The sequence below is a fragment of the Bacteroides nordii genome (assembly GCF_019930665.1).
GTDB classification, from domain to species: Bacteria; Bacteroidota; Bacteroidia; order Bacteroidales; family Bacteroidaceae; genus Bacteroides; species Bacteroides nordii.
In genome coordinates, this window is sequence record NZ_CP082886.1 from 1,251,423 (window position 1) to 1,269,237 (window position 17,815).

Below are 17,815 nucleotides of genomic sequence, written 5' to 3' on the forward strand. Positions count from 1 at the left end.
GCGATCATTTGCGTTTCAATAAAACGCTGTCACATAGTATGAACTAAATTTAAAGTACTACTTATATGAAAAAGATAGCATTGATTTACGCTGCCAATTCGGATAAGACGGCCTTGGTAGCAAAAAAGATACAAAAAGAGTTGGGTGATGCAGTTGAGGTAGTCTCTGTAGAGAACGCCTGGCAGAATGATTTTGAAGCATACGACTATTTGATTGTGGGAGCTTCTACCTGGTTTGACGGGGAACTGCCTACCTATTGGGATGAACTTCTGCCGGAGCTGAGGACACTTCAACTGAAGGGAAAGAAAGTAGCCATCTTTGGCCTGGGTGACCAGGCAAAGTATCCTGATAACTTTGTAGATGGTATGGGCATACTGGCAGATGTTTTTGAAGAAGACGGAGCCACCCTGGTTGGTTTTACTTCTACAGAGGGATATAAATTTAATAAGTCTCGTGCACTGCGTGGCAATCAATGGTGTGGCTTGGTTATTGATCTTGATAATCAGGCGGAACTGACGGACAAGCGGGTGAGGGAGTGGTGTAAGGAGATTATAAAGTAGTGATGAGTGATAAGTGATTAGCGATTAGTGGGCTGCGCTATGGCAACGATTGCGCAGACCACTAATCACTTATCGCTAATCACTTATCGCTAATCACTTATCGCTAATCACTTATCGCTAATCACTTATCGCTAATCACTTATCGCTAATCACTTATCGCTAATCACTTATCGCTAATCACTTATCGCTAATCACTTATCGCTAATCACTTATCGCTAATCACTTATCGCTAATCACTTACCACTAATCACTAATCACTAATCACTCTCTCCCTACCAATACCAACAAATACCGAAAGCCATTGGCGATACATCCGGTCCTTTTCCTTTTTCAAAGAGCCCGTAGGTAGAATAGCGCAGATAGAAGCCCAGGCTGCCGTATCCAGCTTGTGCCAACAGGTTGATGCCTACCGGGTGTACATACATGCCTTTACCCAGTGTCTCTTTGTGTCCGTTTACTTTTGCCATTGATTTCACACCGTGGCGTATTTCCACTTCCGGTCCGGCAGCGAAGAATACGGGGCGACGTCCGTTGATTCTTGTCTGCCATTCGATAGAGATAGGAATACGAAAATGGAAGTAGCGCAGACGGCTTTTGTTATACATCGTTTCCTCATCTCCGTCAAAGACACCCGTGCTGCCTTCTGCTTTCAGGAAAGCCTGATTGCCGTCCAGACGGAAAGAAGTATATCCCCAACCCAGCCCGAAGGTCATTCCCCAGTGACGATCACGGGTCAGAGCAATATGGCTGGAGAAAAGATTGGCACCGATTTCCCAGGATTTACCGGCATCCAGTGATGCTTTTCCGGTGGGGCCGAAACTATAGAAATCGCTTGTGAGACGGCTGAATCCCATATAAAAACCACTGGAATGTGGGTCGAAGCGGTTGCGCTTTTTCGGTGCAAAGGGGAGCGCATCCAATATGCTTGGGCGGTCAGAGTCGATACGGGTGAGGTAGACGCCTTCAAAAAGCTTCTCTTCCTGTCTGGTGCCGTTACAGATATTCTCTTCATAGATTTTGATTTTCACGTTACCTTCTCCCTTCAGGATAATGATAGAGTCGCCGGAAGTGTTTACGGTCGTTTGTTTTCTGGTTTCGCTTTCTTGTGCTGCAATACCCATGAACGGGAAGAGCATCATACATGCTAAAATGATCTTTTTCATGTCTTTATCGTTTTTATTGTTTTAGTTTCTTCTTTGGAATAAGAGTGCTACAAGCTCGTCCGAATTCAGATTGCCTTCGATATAGATTAAGGTAGCGCTGTTTTTCTTCCCGATCTTGAACAGGAGGAAACGGTTCAGCTTCTCTTTGCCTTTTTTCACCTGAGTGAGTTGGTAATAGGCAGTCAGCAGTTTACCGTCTTCGATGATCTCTTGTATTTTTTTCATGGTTCCTTCTTTCTGGTCTTTCTCCAAACAATCCAGTATATAAGGCAATGCTTCTGTCACATCTTTGAAAACCAGACTTCTGTATAGGTCGATACGGTAGGAGTCCAGCATGTCTCGGGACAATTCTACCATCGTCACACCTTTTTGCTTGCCGTATTTCTGAAATACGGAAGCACTGTGCAGATCTTCCTGCGCCTTTATACTGGCCGGGAAGGCAGCTAATAGCAGGATGATAAGTGTTGTGCGAATGACTGTATTCATATAGGTTCTTTTTATTTTTTTTGATAGTTTACTACTGTTTCTATTCACCAAAGAGGCTGTCGAGAAGTTCATCTTCGTCGAGGCTTACATTGCGGAAGGCTGCCATAGCTTGTTCGCGCACCAGATTTTCGTCCGTGTAGCACTTACCGTCGATGATGACGTAGCTGTCGGGCATGGCGTTGAGGTGACGGTGAATACCGGCAATGCCCAGTAGCAGAAGCAGTCCGGCGGCAATTCCGCTCAGGGTATAGATGGCGTGGCGACGGAGTTTTCTTTGTTTTGTAGCGGGCTCTGTATCGGTGACCTTAGCTTGCCTGTTTTCTTTTTCAAGGAAAGCAAACAGGGGGCTGTATTCTTTCAGGTGTTCCGGTACGATTCCCTGGGTGAAGAAGTGTCTGAGTTCGCGTTCTTCTTCGCAAGAGGTTTCACCTTCAAAGTATTTATTTAATAATTCTTCTATATTCATGCTTCGTTTCTCCTTTTCCTTTCTTGTATGGTTTGCAGGTAAATGTCTCTAACTTTCTTTCGTGCTCTGGACAAGTTGCTGCGGATAGCTTCAGGATTACATCCGGTGATTTCCGCAATCTCGTCTGTTTCGTATTCCTGCACGTCCTTCATTTGTATGATGGTACGTTGCAGACTGGGTAGTGAGTCGATGATTTCGCGCATCAGGCGGAATTCATCTTTCTCTTCGAGTAGTCGCTCCGGAGTGGCCGATTGGCTGGGGGCTTGCACCTGATCCAGTGAAAGGGCGTCCGGGCGTCGGGCCCGCCAGATATCCATACAGAGGTGGTGCGTCATGGTCATGGCCAAGGCTTCGATACTGCGGTATTCATCCAGTCTCTGGCGCATATTCCATAGCTTCAGCATGACTTCCTGCACTGCGTCTTCGGCATCGGAGGGATCTTCTGTCAATTTCCGCGCATAGTTTAATAACTTTTCGCGGAGGGGTAGCACGTCTATTTTAAATTGTTTGAGTTCCATTTACATCAATAAGACGGAGGGAGAGGAGAAACGTGACATCAAAGATAGAACTTTTTTAAGTAAACTGGAAAGATAGGTTGCTTTCTGTCTCTGTTACAGTCTTTTTTATTAAGTAATCGTTTAAAATTATAGGATACTCTTACTGAAACGCAGAAACTCACAGATTCACGCAAAGCATATCATCGCTTAAGTATAGCGCAGCCATTTAATCTGCGAAAATCTGCGATCATTTGCGTTTTAATAAAATGTTGTCATAGTATGAACTAAATTTGAAGTACCACTTCCTATTATCAAACTATCATTTGCTGATAAGCTGTTGAATAGGAGTCTTTAAGCAAGGATAAACAATGGTAGAGGTAACGATTGGGTAACCGTTTGGCAAATACTTAACTTTTATTGTTGGCAGATCCTATTCTGATATACTTGAAAACCATGTTATACCAATAAAGCGGGGGATCTCAGATAGTTATGAGATTCCCCGCTTTATTGTAAGAGAAAAACTCTTTACTCGTATTTTTTGCATTCTTCTATTAGCTCTTCACTACATTGTTCCGGAGCTAATGGTGAAAAAAGTTCTATTAAATTATCTTCAGGATCGCGCAAATGTACTGTGCGCATCCCCCAATCAGCCATATTGGTAGGTTCATTAACAAATACCACACCCTTTTCTTTCAACGCTGTATAAGTATCGTCAACATTGTCTACACTGAATGATACGAGTGATTTCTCTCGGAATCCAACAGGCAGCTCTTTATTCGCATTACCTACAGACGGTGCCATCCAATCGGATACAAAAAGGGCAAATCCTTCTATTCCGTCTGCTACCTTAAAACTGGCATATCCACTGTTCTCATCGCCCCAAGCCGGTTCCAATCCAAGTTGTTCAGAGTAGAACTTAAAACATTTAGCAAAATCCTTAACTAATAATCTTACATTACTAAATTTCATTGTTGTCGAATTTTTATAGTTATTCTTATACGTGTGTTTCCAGGATTATTCATTAGCAATGACTTTTATATCTTCCCCAGTATCTTATCCATCACCCAATTGGTAAGTGTGGCACTTTCGCCGTCGCATGTACAGATTGATTTTCCTAACAGATGGTCTACCACTGCCTGAATAAGCGGTTGTTGTACATGTTCGGGGTTTTCGATATGTATCTCTTCCCGTCCTCGTTCCGTATGTAGTGCAATGGGATCAAATGAAAAGACGGAGAAACAGATCATACCTTTGTCACCGATAATTTCGATACGGTCTTCCTTGGCAGACTCATGTGCAACGAAGCACCAGGAACCACTCCCTACCAGTCCGTTGTCAAACTGGAAGCAGGCACTCAATGTGTCTTCTGCCGGATACAATCCGCCACGGTTACTTTTATAACCACTGGCTTCGAGAATGCAACCAAACATCTCCTGCAATAAATCTATCTGGTGAGGGGCGAGATCATAGAAATAACCACCTCCGGCGATGTCTGCCTGCACCCGCCAGGGTAGGTTGTCGCGGTTATAGTCCAGATCGCGGGGAGGCTGGGCGAAACGGATTTGTATATTGATTACATTGCCGATAGCACCTTCTTCCACAAGCTGTTTTACCTTGATGAAGTAGGGCAGGTAGCGACGGTAGTAAGCCACGAAACAAGGAACGCCCGTTTCACGTGAGATACGGTTGATGCGGGTACACTCTTCGTAAGTGACGGCCATTGGTTTCTCTATATAGGCGGGCTTGCCGGCTTTCATTGACATGATGGCGTATGTGGCGTGAGAGGAAGGGGGAGTGGCAATGTAGATGGCGTTTACCTCCGGATCATCAATAAGCTCCTGAGCATCGTCATACCATTTCCTGATACTTCTTTCCTCTGCATAAGCTTTTGCTTTGGAGCCGTCACGACTCATTACGGCCACCACCTCAGAGCCTTCCACCTTTTGGAACGCAGGGCCGCTTTTCTTCTTTGTCACTTCACCGCAACCGATGAAGCCCCATTTAATAATCTTTTCACTCATACCTATCTGTTTTTTTACGATCACAAAGATAAGGATATTTTTCTGTCAAGAGCATATTTATTGATTCTTAACTTAAAAGCATTCCTTTTGAGAGAAAACGCTGTTTGCATCATAGCACAGTGGTATTTCTATCGTAACATACTGGGATATGAACCATAACATACCGGGAAACAAACCGTAACATATTGGGAAACTTTTGACGAGTACCGGGGAAATAGCATGAAGTATCCAGCTCGCAGGCTTTCTATGACGTATGTGCATAAAAAAAGGAGAGCGCGTAGTGCCCCTCCTTTATGTGTAGTTTAACTGAGTCTCCTTTATGAATTCATTGACCAATATACGACATTGAAATGTCAAAGCCTGGCTTTTCACCTTTTATTCTCTTGCAAATCACTTCCTACTCTTTGCCATAGTATTTTCGGTAGATTTTTTTGTATTCTTTTCCTTCACGGAATTTTGTAAGCCAGGAGTTGAGGCTGTCCAGTAATACAGGTGATTGCTTGCTGACACCCCATGAATAAAATTGTGTAAAGCTGATATCCGTACTGATGTCAAGTTGTGGCAGCGAATCTGCCGCTGTCCGGGCGATGCTTTCGTCACACACGACATAATCGATATCTCCGTGAGCTACCATTGCTATCAGCTGTTCCGAACCGTATTTTTCTACTTCGTTGGTGTAAATCGTATCTCCTATCTCATTTCCCAGATTACGAATGCGGAGGATGGATGGCGAACCTTTTACTACATGGAGTGTCCGCCCTGCCAGATCGAGCTGATTTTTGATAAAGAGTGAATCGTACTCGGATACAGGTTTACGTTGAACTAACACCTGTTTGCTTAGAATGATGGGGGAAGTGAGAAGTAAAGAGTCCTTGAGTTCGCTGGTCACCAGGATGCCGTAGGCGATAACGTCATACTTTCCTGTTTCTAATCCTTGCAACCGTTGCCCGAAACTCATCACTGGAGATACCTGTGCCTGGATTCCCTTATCCCGGGCGAAGGCTTCTATCAGTTCGTAGTGAAAGCCAGTCACCGTATCGCCGTCCACGTAAAAGCTGATAGAATTGTATTCTGTTGCTGCATGGAGAATGCCGCTTGCAATGATCTCGGCATAGTCTCGCGGATGTCCGTTCTCTTTCTCCTTCTTCTGTGGCCAGAGCCAAAGTACCAGAAAGCATATGACTCCCATTAACAGGTATTTCAGATATTTCCGTTTTATTGGTTTCATAGGTTCATGAGGTCATTAATCGTAGAAGTTCCAGGAAACTCCAAACTTTAGCAATCGTGGATTGATCGGATAGTGGGGAGCATAAAACGAGTTCGGTCGATTTATAAGTCCGTCGTTCACGTGATACATCATGACGAAGAAACGTGTCCGTTTCAGGTGCAGATTGGCATATACATTGACAATAGGATAAGCACCTATCTCTACCTGATCTTTGGACGATTGAAGGTAAAATTGTCCGGTAGCAGGCATATAGGCCGGAGCATAATATTTAGTGAAGTAGCGTACATCGGCACCCAGTTGCACACTCAATACTTTCTTTGCGAGTTTAAAGTCGAGGTAAAGATTGTGGTACAACGAGAGAGTGGGGAGCGGAAGCACTGTACTGTTACTTGATTTCTGCCAGGTCACTTCATTGTCCAGATGGAGAATGCCGAGGCGAAAGTCTTGTGCCAGAGTAGCCGAAACTACCTGTACGTTGCCTCCAAATTGTTCGGGCACTGCCTGCTGGTTGAAGTAAGTATAATTCTTGATATTCTCTACGCCTGCTTTCAGATGCGTTTTCCAACGGTCGATGTTTAGTTCTCCTTCTATGCGGGTACGAAATTCCTTGTCCATGTTATCATTGTCCCAATAGAAGTGTTTGGAGTGATAATGGCGCATGTAGAACGAGGGCAGTGTGTTGCTGACAGACGCGCGTGCTATCAGGCTCACCGTATCCTTGCCCAAACGGAAGTTCAGATCGATATCTCCTTTTACGTTGAATTGTCCGATGGCTTTTCCCAATAAGCCTACTTCACCTATGGCGTGGTAGTGGAGTACTTTCCCTTGTCGCTTAGCCAGCTCGCCACCTACAAAAACCTCATTTTCTGTATAGTGATCTTTACTGACAGAGTCTGCATTCATCAGTTCATATTTACTGAGTTTATGCGATATGAAGGCAGTGACCCCGGCTTTGGCATATTTGTTAAAACCTTCGAGCAGGGAGATTCCAAATGTATTCTTTATGCCGATATAGGAGGTGGAATCATCCACCACATAAGGTTGTCCCGGTTTGATGTACGTATTTTGGTAATAATCTTTCAGTTGGTCGTTGGACGTAAATTTACGCTTCGTCCATTCCACCTGCATCGTGTGAATGAAACTGGTGACGGGCACAAACTCTTGTTGAGGAGGCAACGTATCATTTTCCTGTTGAGGGAGGTCGCGATGGAATCCCAGTTTGTAGCGTTGCGTCAGGAATACATAACTGTCAGTATTACGGGAAGTGGCTGTATTCATCACCGTCGGCATGTTGGTAGATTCATACACTCTTCCACCTTCTGCTGCACCCTCGGGATCTTTGATATAATCGTCGTTCGTTATACCTCCGTTCTCGTTGTTCTTCAGGTAGTTGTAGCTATACAGCAAAGTCCCTTCATATTTCTCTCCCATATAACTGATAAAGGGAGCTGCGTTGAAGTATGAGGTACTTGAATGGTTGTAATATCCGCGTCCATACAGATAGTCGATGTTGAAGCCGAAAGCAAGCCGCTTGTTGACATTCACCGAAAAATAAGATTTGAAACGCTCTTCTCCGTTTATTTTGTTACCTGCTTTGTTATAGGTCAGATTCGTATATGGAACATTGCTATTGGTAAAATTAAATTCATCAGGCCGCACGAAGAAGAAAGAATATGGCTGCATGAAGATAGTTGGTTCTGCTGCCTGCCGGTCAAAGAAGATACGAGACATACGTGGAGCACCCATGTTACCTAAGTAGTTATAGTGTCCGGTCATACCTTCTGTCAGATTAGCATTCTGGTAGTTAAGTCGGGCTGTATCGGCAGGAATACGGGTTACGTTTCCCAGATTTTCGCTGACACGCCACATGTAAAGTTTGGGTGGAAGTCCCTGGATTTCTACATTTGCGCTATCCAGACTTTGGGGACGCATGGCAGGGTCTATCTGGTTGCCATATTGGTCTACGATATTGCCAAATTCATCCTGTCGGTCTCCGTACGGATTGTTTGGGTTGACTTGCGCTTGGATAGCCAACTGACCTACGATAAAGAGTAGTATATATGTAAGTAGGATTCGTTTCATAATTGGGCGCAAATATACGACAAAAAAGTTGAAGCTTACAGAGTTGAAACCTTAATTAATTGAAAGTTGAAAATTGAAAATTGAAAGTTAGCTGCGCTGCCATGCTGCATAGTAACTTTCAATTTTCAATTTTCAACTTTCAATTAAATTAAGCCTCCCTGATCAGTTCCATCCCTTTCTTGATGGCTTCTTCATTCATCGGTATCAGGTGATGATGGCGTTCGGGGAGAGTTTTCTTTAATCCTTTGATAACATTTTCCAGCGTTACAATAGGACGTAGTTTCAGTAAGCCACCCAGTACGATCATGTTGAATGCTTTGGCATTCTTCATTTCATTGGCTGCATCCATAGCATCAATGCGGTATACTTTGATGTCTTTGCGGGTAGGTGGGTTGATAATTCCGTATCCGTCGTAGATAAGAATTCCGCCCGGCTTGATACGGTTCTCAAACTTCTCGAGCGAAGGCTGGTTTAATATGATAGCTGTGTCATACTGACTTAGAATCGGAGAGGAGATTCTGTCATCACTTACGATCACCGTTACGTTGGCAGTTCCACCGCGTTGCTCCGGTCCGTAAGCTGGCATCCAGGTTACTTCTTTGCCTTCCATCAGTCCGGAGTAAGCTAAAATTTTTCCCATAGACAGTACTCCCTGTCCACCGAATCCTGCTATAATTATTTCTTCTTTCATTGTTTTTTCAGTTTTTAGCATTATTCTTTATTTTTCAAGTCACCGAGCGGATAGAATGGGAACATATGTTCTTCCATCCATTTGTTAGACTTTTCGGGAGTCATTTTCCAGCCGGAACTACAAGTAGAAACAATTTCTACCAGGTTGGAGCCTTTGCCAGCCATAGAGTTTTCAAATGCTTTGCGGATCGCTTTCTTTGCTTTACGGATTGCAGGAACCGATTGTACGGATTGACGGGTAACGTATGCCGTACCTTCCAGTTGCGCAGCAATTTCAGTAATTTTCAGAGGATATCCGTGCAAGTCTACATCACGTCCGTAAGGGCAAGTGGCGGTTTTCATACCCACAAGGGTTGTTGGAGCCATCTGTCCACCGGTCATACCATATATGGCATTGTTGATGAAGATGATAGTGATATTCTCACCGCGATTGAGTGCATGGATTGTTTCGGCTGTACCGATACAGGCAAGGTCACCATCGCCCTGGTAAGTGAATACCAGACGGTCCGGCCATAAGCGTTTGATGGCTGTTGCCAATGCAGGGGCACGTCCGTGGGCTGCTTCCTGCCAGTCGATATCGAGATAGTTGTAAATGAAAACGGCACAACCTACGGGAGAGATACCAACGGTTTTATCTTCCATTCCCATCTCTTCAATGACCTCGGCTATGAGCTTGTGTACCACACCGTGACTGCAACCCGGGCAGTAATGCATGGCGTTATCATTCATCAGAGTCGGTTTTTTATAAACCAGATTCTCGGGCTTGATTATTTCTTCTTTAGTCATAACTTAATTTTTTTTGGTTGATGAGGTTTAAGTTGACAATTTGACAAGTGGATTTACCATCCTGCATCTTGTCTTTTTGTTAACTTTCTCCTTATCTGTTGGTGAATCGTATGAAAAACTCCATCAGCTTGACAAAGATTGCCGCACCGCATACGTATATGAATATCTTGAAATCGTCTGCTACAAAGTAAACGATAATAGCCGCTAAAGCGAGTATGATGAAAAGTATATTCAATACGTTTCTTATTTTATCGGGATTCATCTTTATTTTATTTACGATTAGACGATTTTCGATTTACGATTGGGGGCTTTGATTTACTTCTTTAACTTCCGTGATTTACTGCTTTACTTTCATGATTCATTTTCCCTAGATCGTAATTCGTAAATCGTCCAATCGTAAATTCTACTTTACATGATTTTTTCTTTCAGTGCACTCACAATCTCGTCCGGATCGGGCACAATACCACCAAGACGGCCAAAGTGTTCTACTTTTATTTTTCCGTTTACTGCCAGGCGTACGTCTTCGATCATTTGTCCGGCATTCAACTCAGTAACAAGCATACCTTTCACCTTATCGGCATACGCTGCAATAGCTTTTGTGGGGAACGGCCACAGAGTGATAGGACGAAGCATACCTACTTTGATACCCTCTTCACGTGCCAGCTCCATTGCCTTCTGTCCGATACGTGCCATAGAGCCAAATGCTACAATCAGGTATTCCGCATCTTCACAGTCTATTTCTTCAAAGCGCACTTCGTTTTCTTCGATTACGCGGTATTTTGCCTGGAAACGGATGTTGTTCTTTTCCATTTCTTCGGGGCGGAGTTCGAGCGAAGTGATAATATTGGGTTTACGGTCTTTGGTTTTACCGGTAGTGGCCCATGGACACTGTTCGATTACTTCTGCATCCGTGCGACGGGGTTTCATCGGTGGCAATACTACTTTCTCCATCATTTGTCCGATAACACCATCGGCAAGGATGATGGCAGGGTTACGGTATTTGAAGGCCAGTTCGAAAGCGAGCCCAACGAAGTCGGCCATTTCCTGTACAGAAGCCGGGGCAAGTGCAATCAGTTTATAGTCGCCATGTCCACCACCTTTCACTGTTTGGAAATAGTCTGCCTGGCTTGGCTGGATGGTTCCCAGACCAGGACCACCGCGCATTACGTTTACGATCAGACAGGGGAGTTCGGCTCCTGCCAGATAAGAGATGCCTTCCTGTTTCAGGCTGACACCAGGGCTTGAAGAGGAGGTCAACACCATTTTCCCACTTCCGGCACCGCCATATACCATATTGATAGCTGCTACTTCACTCTCTGCCTGGAGCACTACCATACCGGTGGTTTCCCACGGTTTCAAGTCGGCCAGCGTTTCCAATACCTCCGATTGCGGAGTAATAGGATAACCGAAGTATCCGTCGGCACCACAGCGAATGGCTGCATGGGCGATGGCTTCGTTACCTTTCATTAATACTACTTCTTCTGTCATAATAATAATTTGCTAATCTACTTTAACTTTATACACAGAGATACATCCGTCCGGACAGACCGTTGCACACGAACTGCATCCGTTGCAGGTATCTTCCAATACTTGGCGGGCATAATTGTACCCCTTTACATTCACCTCTTTGGTGAGTGATATTACATCGAGCGGACAAGCCACTACACACAGGTTGCAACCTTTGCAACGCTCCGTGTCGACCACGATTGCTCCTTTAATTTTTGCCATAATCTATCGATTTTATTACGTTTATTGATTATACATGTCTTTGTGATAGAACTCCAGAATATCCATTACCATCTTGCGAGCTTGCAAGGCAGGACTTTCGGGGTTAATCTCGATGGCGGATTGATAATTGTTGAGGGCTTGCTGCCAGTTACCTTGCTTTCGGTAGGCATTGCCCCGCAGGTAGTAAACTTCGTCTTTGGGGGCGAAGTCCGTTTGAGTGAGAAGAGTATCAAGGGCTTCAATTGCTTTATTTATATCTCCCTGATTGATAAGCTCTTTTATGGTCTCCAATTGTTTCATATTTAAATGAGTTTCAGAGTTTGCACCACAAAGATAGTTTTTTATTTATATACACAGCTTATGTCGTGGGTTAAATTTATCCTTATTGTACTTTTTCTTATCAAAAATGAGGGTGTATAGGTGGGTTTTAACGACATTTTGTTATTTTATGTTTTTAAGCAGAAACTACCTGATTGTTAGCGTATAATGGATTTAATGTAGAAAAAGAAATGGAGGGATTGCATATGTAGATAATGCCGGAAGGAAGCAGTGTAATAATGAAAGTTAAGAAAGGAGCGGATAGGGTGGAAAGAATACGGAAGGCTGTACCAGAATGAATCCGGAACAGCCTTTTCTCAATCGTTTTGTTACTTCACGAGTTCACCGTTGATGTACAGATTTTTTAGAGTGACATCGTGAGCGCCTTTGATGTCGTTGCCTCCTTTGGCTACGTTGTTGAAGTGAGAATCTTCTACGCTGATATTGTATACATGCTGGTCGTCATCCAGTCCGATGATAAGCACTCCCAGACGGCTTTTTTGGCAGGTTACATTTTTCAGGTGTACATTGCGCACGGTAGGAGTGAAGCCACGGTTGCACTGTTCCCGGTTCTCATATTGCAGATTGATGCGTAGTACGGCTTCCCGGCATTGTCCTACGGTGATGTTGCGTACAAATACATTTTCGATGATTCCACCCCGGCAGGTACTGGTTTTGATACGGATCACCCGGTCGAGATTCGGGCTGTCCATCTGGCAATTCTCAACAAACAGGTTACGATAGCCGCCGGATATCTCACTACCGATAACAACGCCACCATGTCCGTTTTTCATTTTACAGTTGCGTACGATGATGTTTTCGCTGGGTATATTCCATTTGCGCCCGTCTGCATTGCGTCCCGATTTGATGGCGATGCAATCATCCCCGGTATCAAAAGTGCAGTTCTCTATCAGTACATTTTTGCAGGATTCAGGATCGCATCCATCTCCGTTGGGGCCACGGTTGAATATGTTGACACCACGTACAATCAGGCTTTCGCAGAACAGAGGGTGAATCACCCAAAAGGGAGAGTTCAGTAGTGTGACATCTTCTATCAGGACGGTACTGCATGCATAAAGATTGATTAACTGAGGACGCAGCCCGTCTTCCGGAGTCATGATGCGTTTGTAAACCGGGGTTGATGTTTCGCCGTACATCAGCAGGCGCTCACGTCCACCGTTGCGCTGTGCCACCATTCCCTCTTTCCAGCCATATTTGGGTGCGCCACACATGGGCCACCATGTTTCGTTGGAGCCTTGACCGTCAATGGTTCCTTTGCCGGTAATAGCAATATTGGTTTCGCCATAGGCGTAGATTAGTGGGCGGGCGTTGTAACAATCCAGCCCTTCCCAACGGGTGATTACTCCGGGGAAGTATAAGCTCTGGTCGGTGAGGAATTTTAGTACGGCACCTTCTTGCAGATGAAAGTTAACGTTGCTTTTCAGGGTAATGGGGCCTGTATAAAAGGTTCCTTGGGGGACAACAACTGTGCCGCCACCAGCAAGGCTGCATTTGAGAATAGCCTGGTTGATGGCTTCGTGGCAGGGCTCGGTTTCATTGTCCGGTTTTGCACCAAAGTCAGTGATATTGTAGGTTTGTTTTGGGAAAGAGGTTTTCTTGATTTGTTTTTCAATCTTAGCACTTTCTTTGAATGCTTTGTCAAAGTCAATCGGGTTGGCAAAAGCAATTGCTGTTACTAACAGTAGAGACAGGAAGCTAAATCGTTTCTTCATTTGTTTCTTGTTGTTTTTTTGATGGATATTGGATTTTAAGTATGCAAAAATACGAAGTAACGCGGTTTTTGTGCGATATATTTTGATTGAAAGGGTGTAATTTTTGATTAATATAAGGGGGAGGAGAGGTAGAAAGGGGGATAGTATTATAATAAAAAATAAAGAGAGACATACAGTAATGCGTCTCTCTTTATTCTTTTATCTTTATTTATTTCACGGGAATTTTATCAATTCTTTTCTGATGTCTTCCTCCCTCAAATGGGGTGTCGAAGAACTCTGTCAGAATCATATCAGCCTCTTCAGTACTGATGAAGCGTCCCGGCATCACAAGTATATTTGCATCGTTGTGCTGGCGGGCCAGGTGTGCTATTGCAGCCGTCCAGCAAAGTGCGGCACGGATGCCCTGATGTTTGTTTAGCGTCATACTGATACCATTTCCGCTTCCACAAATGGCAATGCCCGGATAGCATTCGCCAGCTTCTATTGCCAGTGCTAACGGGTGCGCAAAATCAGGATAGTCACAACTTTCAGCAGAATAAGTACCAAAGTCTTTGTATTCCCAACCTTTTGCCTGCAACCAGCCCCGGACGAATTCTTTCAGTTCAAATCCGGCATGGTCACAGCATAGTCCGATTTTTTTCATTATAGCATCTCTTTTACCTGGTTGTACACATTGGCGGCAGTGAAGCCCAGCTTCTCGTCCAGCACTGTGTAGGGAGCAGAGAAACCAAATGATTCAAGACCGAAAACTTTACCATTAGCACCTACAAGACCTTGCAGATTTACGGGCAGACCAGCGGTGAGGCCGAAAATCTTTGCACCTGCCGGGAGTACCGATTCCTGATATGCTTTATCCTGGCTGCGGAACAATCCTTCGGAAGGTGCCGATACGATACGTACCTTCACACCGTCTTTGCGAAGCAATTCGGCTCCGGCAATGAGGGTGGCTACTTCCGAACCGGAAGCTACCAGGGTTACGTCCGGATTCTCGTCAGAACCGGCAACGATGTAAGCTCCTTTGGCCACTTGTGCATAGTCGTTGCCTGTAGGCAGGCTGACGATGTTCTGGCGGGAAAGAATCAGAGCAGTCGGGGTGTAGATATTTTCCATAGCCAGTTTCCATGCAATAGTGGTCTCTTCGGCATCTGCCGGACGGAGTACAAGCATAGAGTTGTGGCCTTTGTGATTTTTCAGTTTCTCCATCAGGCGGATTTGTGCTTCCTGCTCTACGGGTTCGTGAGTAGGGCCATCTTCGCCTACCCGGAATGCATCGTGTGACCAGATGAACTTCACGGGTTGTTCCATCAGGGCTGCCATGCGGATGGCAGGTTTCATATAGTCGGAGAATACGAAGAAGGTGGCACATGCCGGAATAACGCCACCGTGAAGTGACATACCGATACAGACACAAGCCATGCTTAATTCTGATACGCCGGCCTGGAAGAAAGCTCCGCTAAAGTCGCCACGTTTGAAGGCATGTGTCTTTTTGAGGAAACCGTCTGTCTTGTCTGAATTAGAAAGATCGGCAGATGCTACTACCATATTCTCTACTTGTGTAGCCAGTGCACCCAGTACGGTGGCCGAAGCGGCTCGGGTGGCCACATTGGGTTTCTGTTCGATAGCGTCCCAGTTTACTTTAGGAGCTTTTCCTGCAAAGAAGGTGGCCATTTTTGCTGCCAATTCCGGGTTTGTTTTGGCCCATTCGGCTTTTGCTGCATATTTTTCGGCTACTATCTTTTTCAGGTCTTCGGTACGTTTGGCGTACAATTCGGCTACTTCCGGGAAGATAACAAACGGTTCGTCGGGATTTCCGCCCAGATTCTTGATTGTATTGATATAGGCATCACCACCTAATGGTGCACCGTGTGTAGCACAGTTGGCTTCATAGCTGCTGCCATCGGCTTTACGTGCTCCTTTGCCCATCGTGGTTTTCCCAATGATGAGTGTAGGACGTTTGCTTTCTGCTTTTGCTTCTTTGAGGGCAGTACGGATAGCATCAGGATCATTTCCGTTGATTTCGATAACGTTCCAGTCCCATGCTTTGTATTTCATGGCCACGTCTTCTGCCGTCACTTCTTTGGTTTCGGTAGAAAGCTGAATATCGTTGGAGTCATAGAACATGATGAGATTGTCCAGTCCCAGGGTTCCGGCAATACGTCCGGCTCCTTGTGAAATCTCTTCCTGGATACCACCATCAGAGATGTAGGCATAGATAGTCTGGCTCATAACTTCACCGAAGCGGGCTTTAAGGAATTTAGCTGCAATGGCGGCTCCTACGGCAAAAGTATGTCCCTGTCCCAGCGGACCGGAAGTGTTTTCTACACCACGCATGATATCTACTTCGGGATGTCCCGGAGTAGGGCTTCCCCATTGGCGGAACTGTGCCAGCTCTGCCAGCGTATATTTACCGGTCAGTGCAAGTACAGAGTAGAGCATTGGTGACATATGACCCGGATCGAGAAAGAAACGGTCACGTCCTTCCCAGCGGGGATTCTGAGGATCATATACTAAGAACTCAGAGAAAAGTACGTTTATAAAATCCGCACCTCCCATAGCACCACCCGGATGTCCGGAGTTGGCTTTTTCAACCATAGATGCAGCAAGAATACGGATGTTGTCCGCTGCACGGTTCATAAGTTTGCTTTCGTTCATATTTATAATGATTAAGTTTTCATATTTTCCGCAAAGATAAGTCTTTAACGTTAATTATCGGGCATAAGAAGGGGGCTTTTTTTAATCTTTGTTTAAAGTCCGAAAGCGCTCTTCTTGTGCTGCGTACAATAACTATTTGTCCTTATCGTACTTATATCAACAAAAAGAGAGACACATCTGTTTAGGATATGTCCCTCTTTATAGAAGTTAGTTTTTGTTATTTATACGAGTTTTCTTGAACCGTCGCCGATTACAACATCATACACTTTGGGGCTTCTGCCAAATTTGGCTTTGAATGCCTCTTTTGCCTTTTCGATGAAGTTGTCGTACAATTCTTCTTTAACCAGGTTGATAGTACAACCACCAAAACCGCCACCCATAACGCGTGAACCGGTTACGCCACACTCTTTTGCCAGGTCGTTGAGGAAGTCGAGCTCTTCGCAGCTTACTTCGTAGAGCTTGCTCATGCCGTGGTGTGTTTCATACATTTTCTTACCTACTGTTTCGTAGTCGCCTACTTCCAGTGCATCGCAAACGTCGAGTACGCGTTGAATTTCTTCAATCACATATTCAGCACGCATGTAGTCTTCGTCGCTGATGTCAGCTTTGGCTTCTTTGAGCATATCCATTGTGCAGTCGCGAAGGAATTCTACGTGCGGATGTTTTTTCTGGATAGCAGCTACAGCAGCTTCACAACTCTGGCGGCGCTTATTATAGGCCGATGAAGCGAGTTCATGTTTTACTACCGAGTCTACCAGTACAAGACGGTAACCTTCTGGTTTGAAGGGGAAGTACTGATACTCCAGTGAACGGCAATCCAGGCGGATCAGGCTGCCTGCTTTTCCGAATACGGAGGCAAACTGGTCCATAATACCACAGTTTACACCGCAGTAGTTATGTTCTGTAGCCTGTCCCACTTTGGCCAGTTCAAATTTGTCTATTTTGTTGTCGCCAAACAGATCATTCAGTGCAAAAGCGTATGTACTTTCGAGTGCTGCCGATGAAGACATACCAGCTCCCAGAGGCACATCACCAGAGAAAGCAGTATTGAATCCTTTCACATCAACACCGCGTTTAATCATTTCGCGGCATACACCGAAAATATATCTTGCCCAACTTGCTTTCGGAGCATCTTCTTCGTTCAACCCGAATGATACATAATCTTTCAGGTCGATAGAATATGCGTTGACAGTATTGGTTCCGTTTGGTTTGATTTCTGCAATCATGCCTTTGTCTATGGCTCCCGGGAATACGAATCCACCATTGTAGTCGGTGTGTTCGCCAATAAGATTGATGCGGCCCGGTGAGGCGTAAACTGATCCTGTAGTTCCGTCAAAGTGTTTAATAAAACGGCTTCTTACGTGTTCTATATCCATGATAATATCTTTTTAATTGGTTAATATAA

At 44.7% G+C, this 17,815-nt stretch carries 18 protein-coding genes; 1 reads left to right on the forward strand and 17 read right to left on the reverse strand.

The features are described 5' to 3' along the window. Positions 1–65: 65 nt before the first annotated feature. The gene (locus K8P02_RS04705; protein ID WP_025867705.1) at positions 66–560 is read left to right on the forward strand and encodes a flavodoxin; all 495 of its coding nucleotides are present in this window, start codon (positions 66–68) and stop codon (positions 558–560) included. 272 nt (positions 561–832) lie between these two features. Here K8P02_RS04705 and K8P02_RS04710 read toward each other — a convergent pair whose 3' ends face one another. The 17 genes from K8P02_RS04710 to galK all read right to left on the reverse strand — a co-directional run bounded on the left by K8P02_RS04710 (position 833) and on the right by galK (position 17,786). Then, the gene (locus K8P02_RS04710) at positions 833–1,723 is read right to left on the reverse strand and encodes a hypothetical protein (RefSeq protein WP_007484979.1); all 891 of its coding nucleotides are present in this window, start codon (positions 1,721–1,723) and stop codon (positions 833–835) included. A 21-nt stretch (positions 1,724–1,744) separates the two neighbouring features. Further along, complete coding sequence (locus K8P02_RS04715; RefSeq protein ID WP_007484980.1) at positions 1,745–2,209, reverse strand: DUF4252 domain-containing protein; 465 nt, start codon at positions 2,207–2,209, stop codon at positions 1,745–1,747. Between the two features lie 40 nt (positions 2,210–2,249). Continuing rightward, entirely contained in the window at positions 2,250–2,675 is a 426-nt protein-coding gene (locus tag K8P02_RS04720) for a hypothetical protein (protein ID WP_025867704.1), read from the reverse strand. Then, positions 2,672–3,193: an RNA polymerase sigma factor gene (locus K8P02_RS04725; RefSeq protein WP_002561688.1), complete on the reverse strand. Its 522-nt coding sequence runs from the start codon at positions 3,191–3,193 to the stop codon at positions 2,672–2,674. Before K8P02_RS04725 ends, K8P02_RS04720 begins: the two co-directional genes overlap by 4 nt. Positions 3,194–3,697: 504 nt before the next feature. Further along, positions 3,698–4,141 (reverse strand): VOC family protein, encoded by a 444-nt coding sequence (locus K8P02_RS04730; protein WP_002561687.1) that lies wholly within the window; start codon positions 4,139–4,141, stop codon positions 3,698–3,700. A gap of 65 nt (positions 4,142–4,206) precedes the next feature. Then, positions 4,207–5,193, reverse strand: a complete 987-nt coding sequence (locus K8P02_RS04735) for a Gfo/Idh/MocA family protein (RefSeq protein ID WP_223382077.1) — start codon at positions 5,191–5,193, stop codon at positions 4,207–4,209. A gap of 397 nt (positions 5,194–5,590) precedes the next feature. Next, positions 5,591–6,421 carry a transporter substrate-binding domain-containing protein gene (locus tag K8P02_RS04740; protein ID WP_025867703.1) on the reverse strand — a complete coding sequence of 277 codons (831 nt, stop codon included), beginning with the start codon at positions 6,419–6,421 and terminating at the stop codon, positions 5,591–5,593. A gap of 15 nt (positions 6,422–6,436) precedes the next feature. Continuing rightward, positions 6,437–8,503 carry a putative porin gene (locus K8P02_RS04745; RefSeq protein WP_025867702.1) on the reverse strand — a complete coding sequence of 689 codons (2,067 nt, stop codon included), beginning with the start codon at positions 8,501–8,503 and terminating at the stop codon, positions 6,437–6,439. 148 nt (positions 8,504–8,651) lie between these two features. Beyond that, complete coding sequence (locus tag K8P02_RS04750) at positions 8,652–9,194, reverse strand: 2-oxoacid:acceptor oxidoreductase family protein (RefSeq protein WP_002561683.1); 543 nt, start codon at positions 9,192–9,194, stop codon at positions 8,652–8,654. A gap of 20 nt (positions 9,195–9,214) precedes the next feature. Further along, positions 9,215–9,979 carry a thiamine pyrophosphate-dependent enzyme gene (locus K8P02_RS04755; RefSeq protein WP_002561682.1) on the reverse strand — a complete coding sequence of 255 codons (765 nt, stop codon included), beginning with the start codon at positions 9,977–9,979 and terminating at the stop codon, positions 9,215–9,217. A gap of 408 nt (positions 9,980–10,387) precedes the next feature. Further along, on the reverse strand, positions 10,388–11,467 hold the full coding sequence (locus K8P02_RS04760) for a 3-methyl-2-oxobutanoate dehydrogenase subunit VorB (RefSeq protein ID WP_007484986.1): 1,080 nt from the start codon (positions 11,465–11,467) through the stop codon (positions 10,388–10,390). A gap of 12 nt (positions 11,468–11,479) precedes the next feature. Then, complete coding sequence (locus tag K8P02_RS04765) at positions 11,480–11,707, reverse strand: 4Fe-4S dicluster domain-containing protein (RefSeq protein ID WP_002561679.1); 228 nt, start codon at positions 11,705–11,707, stop codon at positions 11,480–11,482. 21 nt (positions 11,708–11,728) lie between these two features. Next, entirely contained in the window at positions 11,729–12,007 is a 279-nt protein-coding gene (locus K8P02_RS04770; protein WP_025867701.1) for a tetratricopeptide repeat protein, read from the reverse strand. A 347-nt stretch (positions 12,008–12,354) separates the two neighbouring features. Next, complete coding sequence (locus K8P02_RS04775; protein WP_025867700.1) at positions 12,355–13,758, reverse strand: glycoside hydrolase family 28 protein; 1,404 nt, start codon at positions 13,756–13,758, stop codon at positions 12,355–12,357. Positions 13,759–13,966: 208 nt separating this feature from the next. Continuing rightward, positions 13,967–14,401: a ribose 5-phosphate isomerase B gene (rpiB, locus tag K8P02_RS04780; RefSeq protein WP_223382079.1), complete on the reverse strand. Its 435-nt coding sequence runs from the start codon at positions 14,399–14,401 to the stop codon at positions 13,967–13,969. Continuing rightward, a complete protein-coding gene (locus K8P02_RS04785) occupies positions 14,401–16,410 on the reverse strand; it encodes a transketolase family protein (protein ID WP_025867699.1) in 2,010 nt (669 codons plus the stop codon). Before K8P02_RS04785 ends, rpiB begins: the two co-directional genes overlap by 1 nt. A 221-nt stretch (positions 16,411–16,631) precedes the next feature. Then, positions 16,632–17,786 carry a galactokinase gene (gene galK, locus K8P02_RS04790; protein ID WP_002561674.1) on the reverse strand — a complete coding sequence of 385 codons (1,155 nt, stop codon included), beginning with the start codon at positions 17,784–17,786 and terminating at the stop codon, positions 16,632–16,634. Between the last annotated feature and the right edge of the window lie 29 nt (positions 17,787–17,815).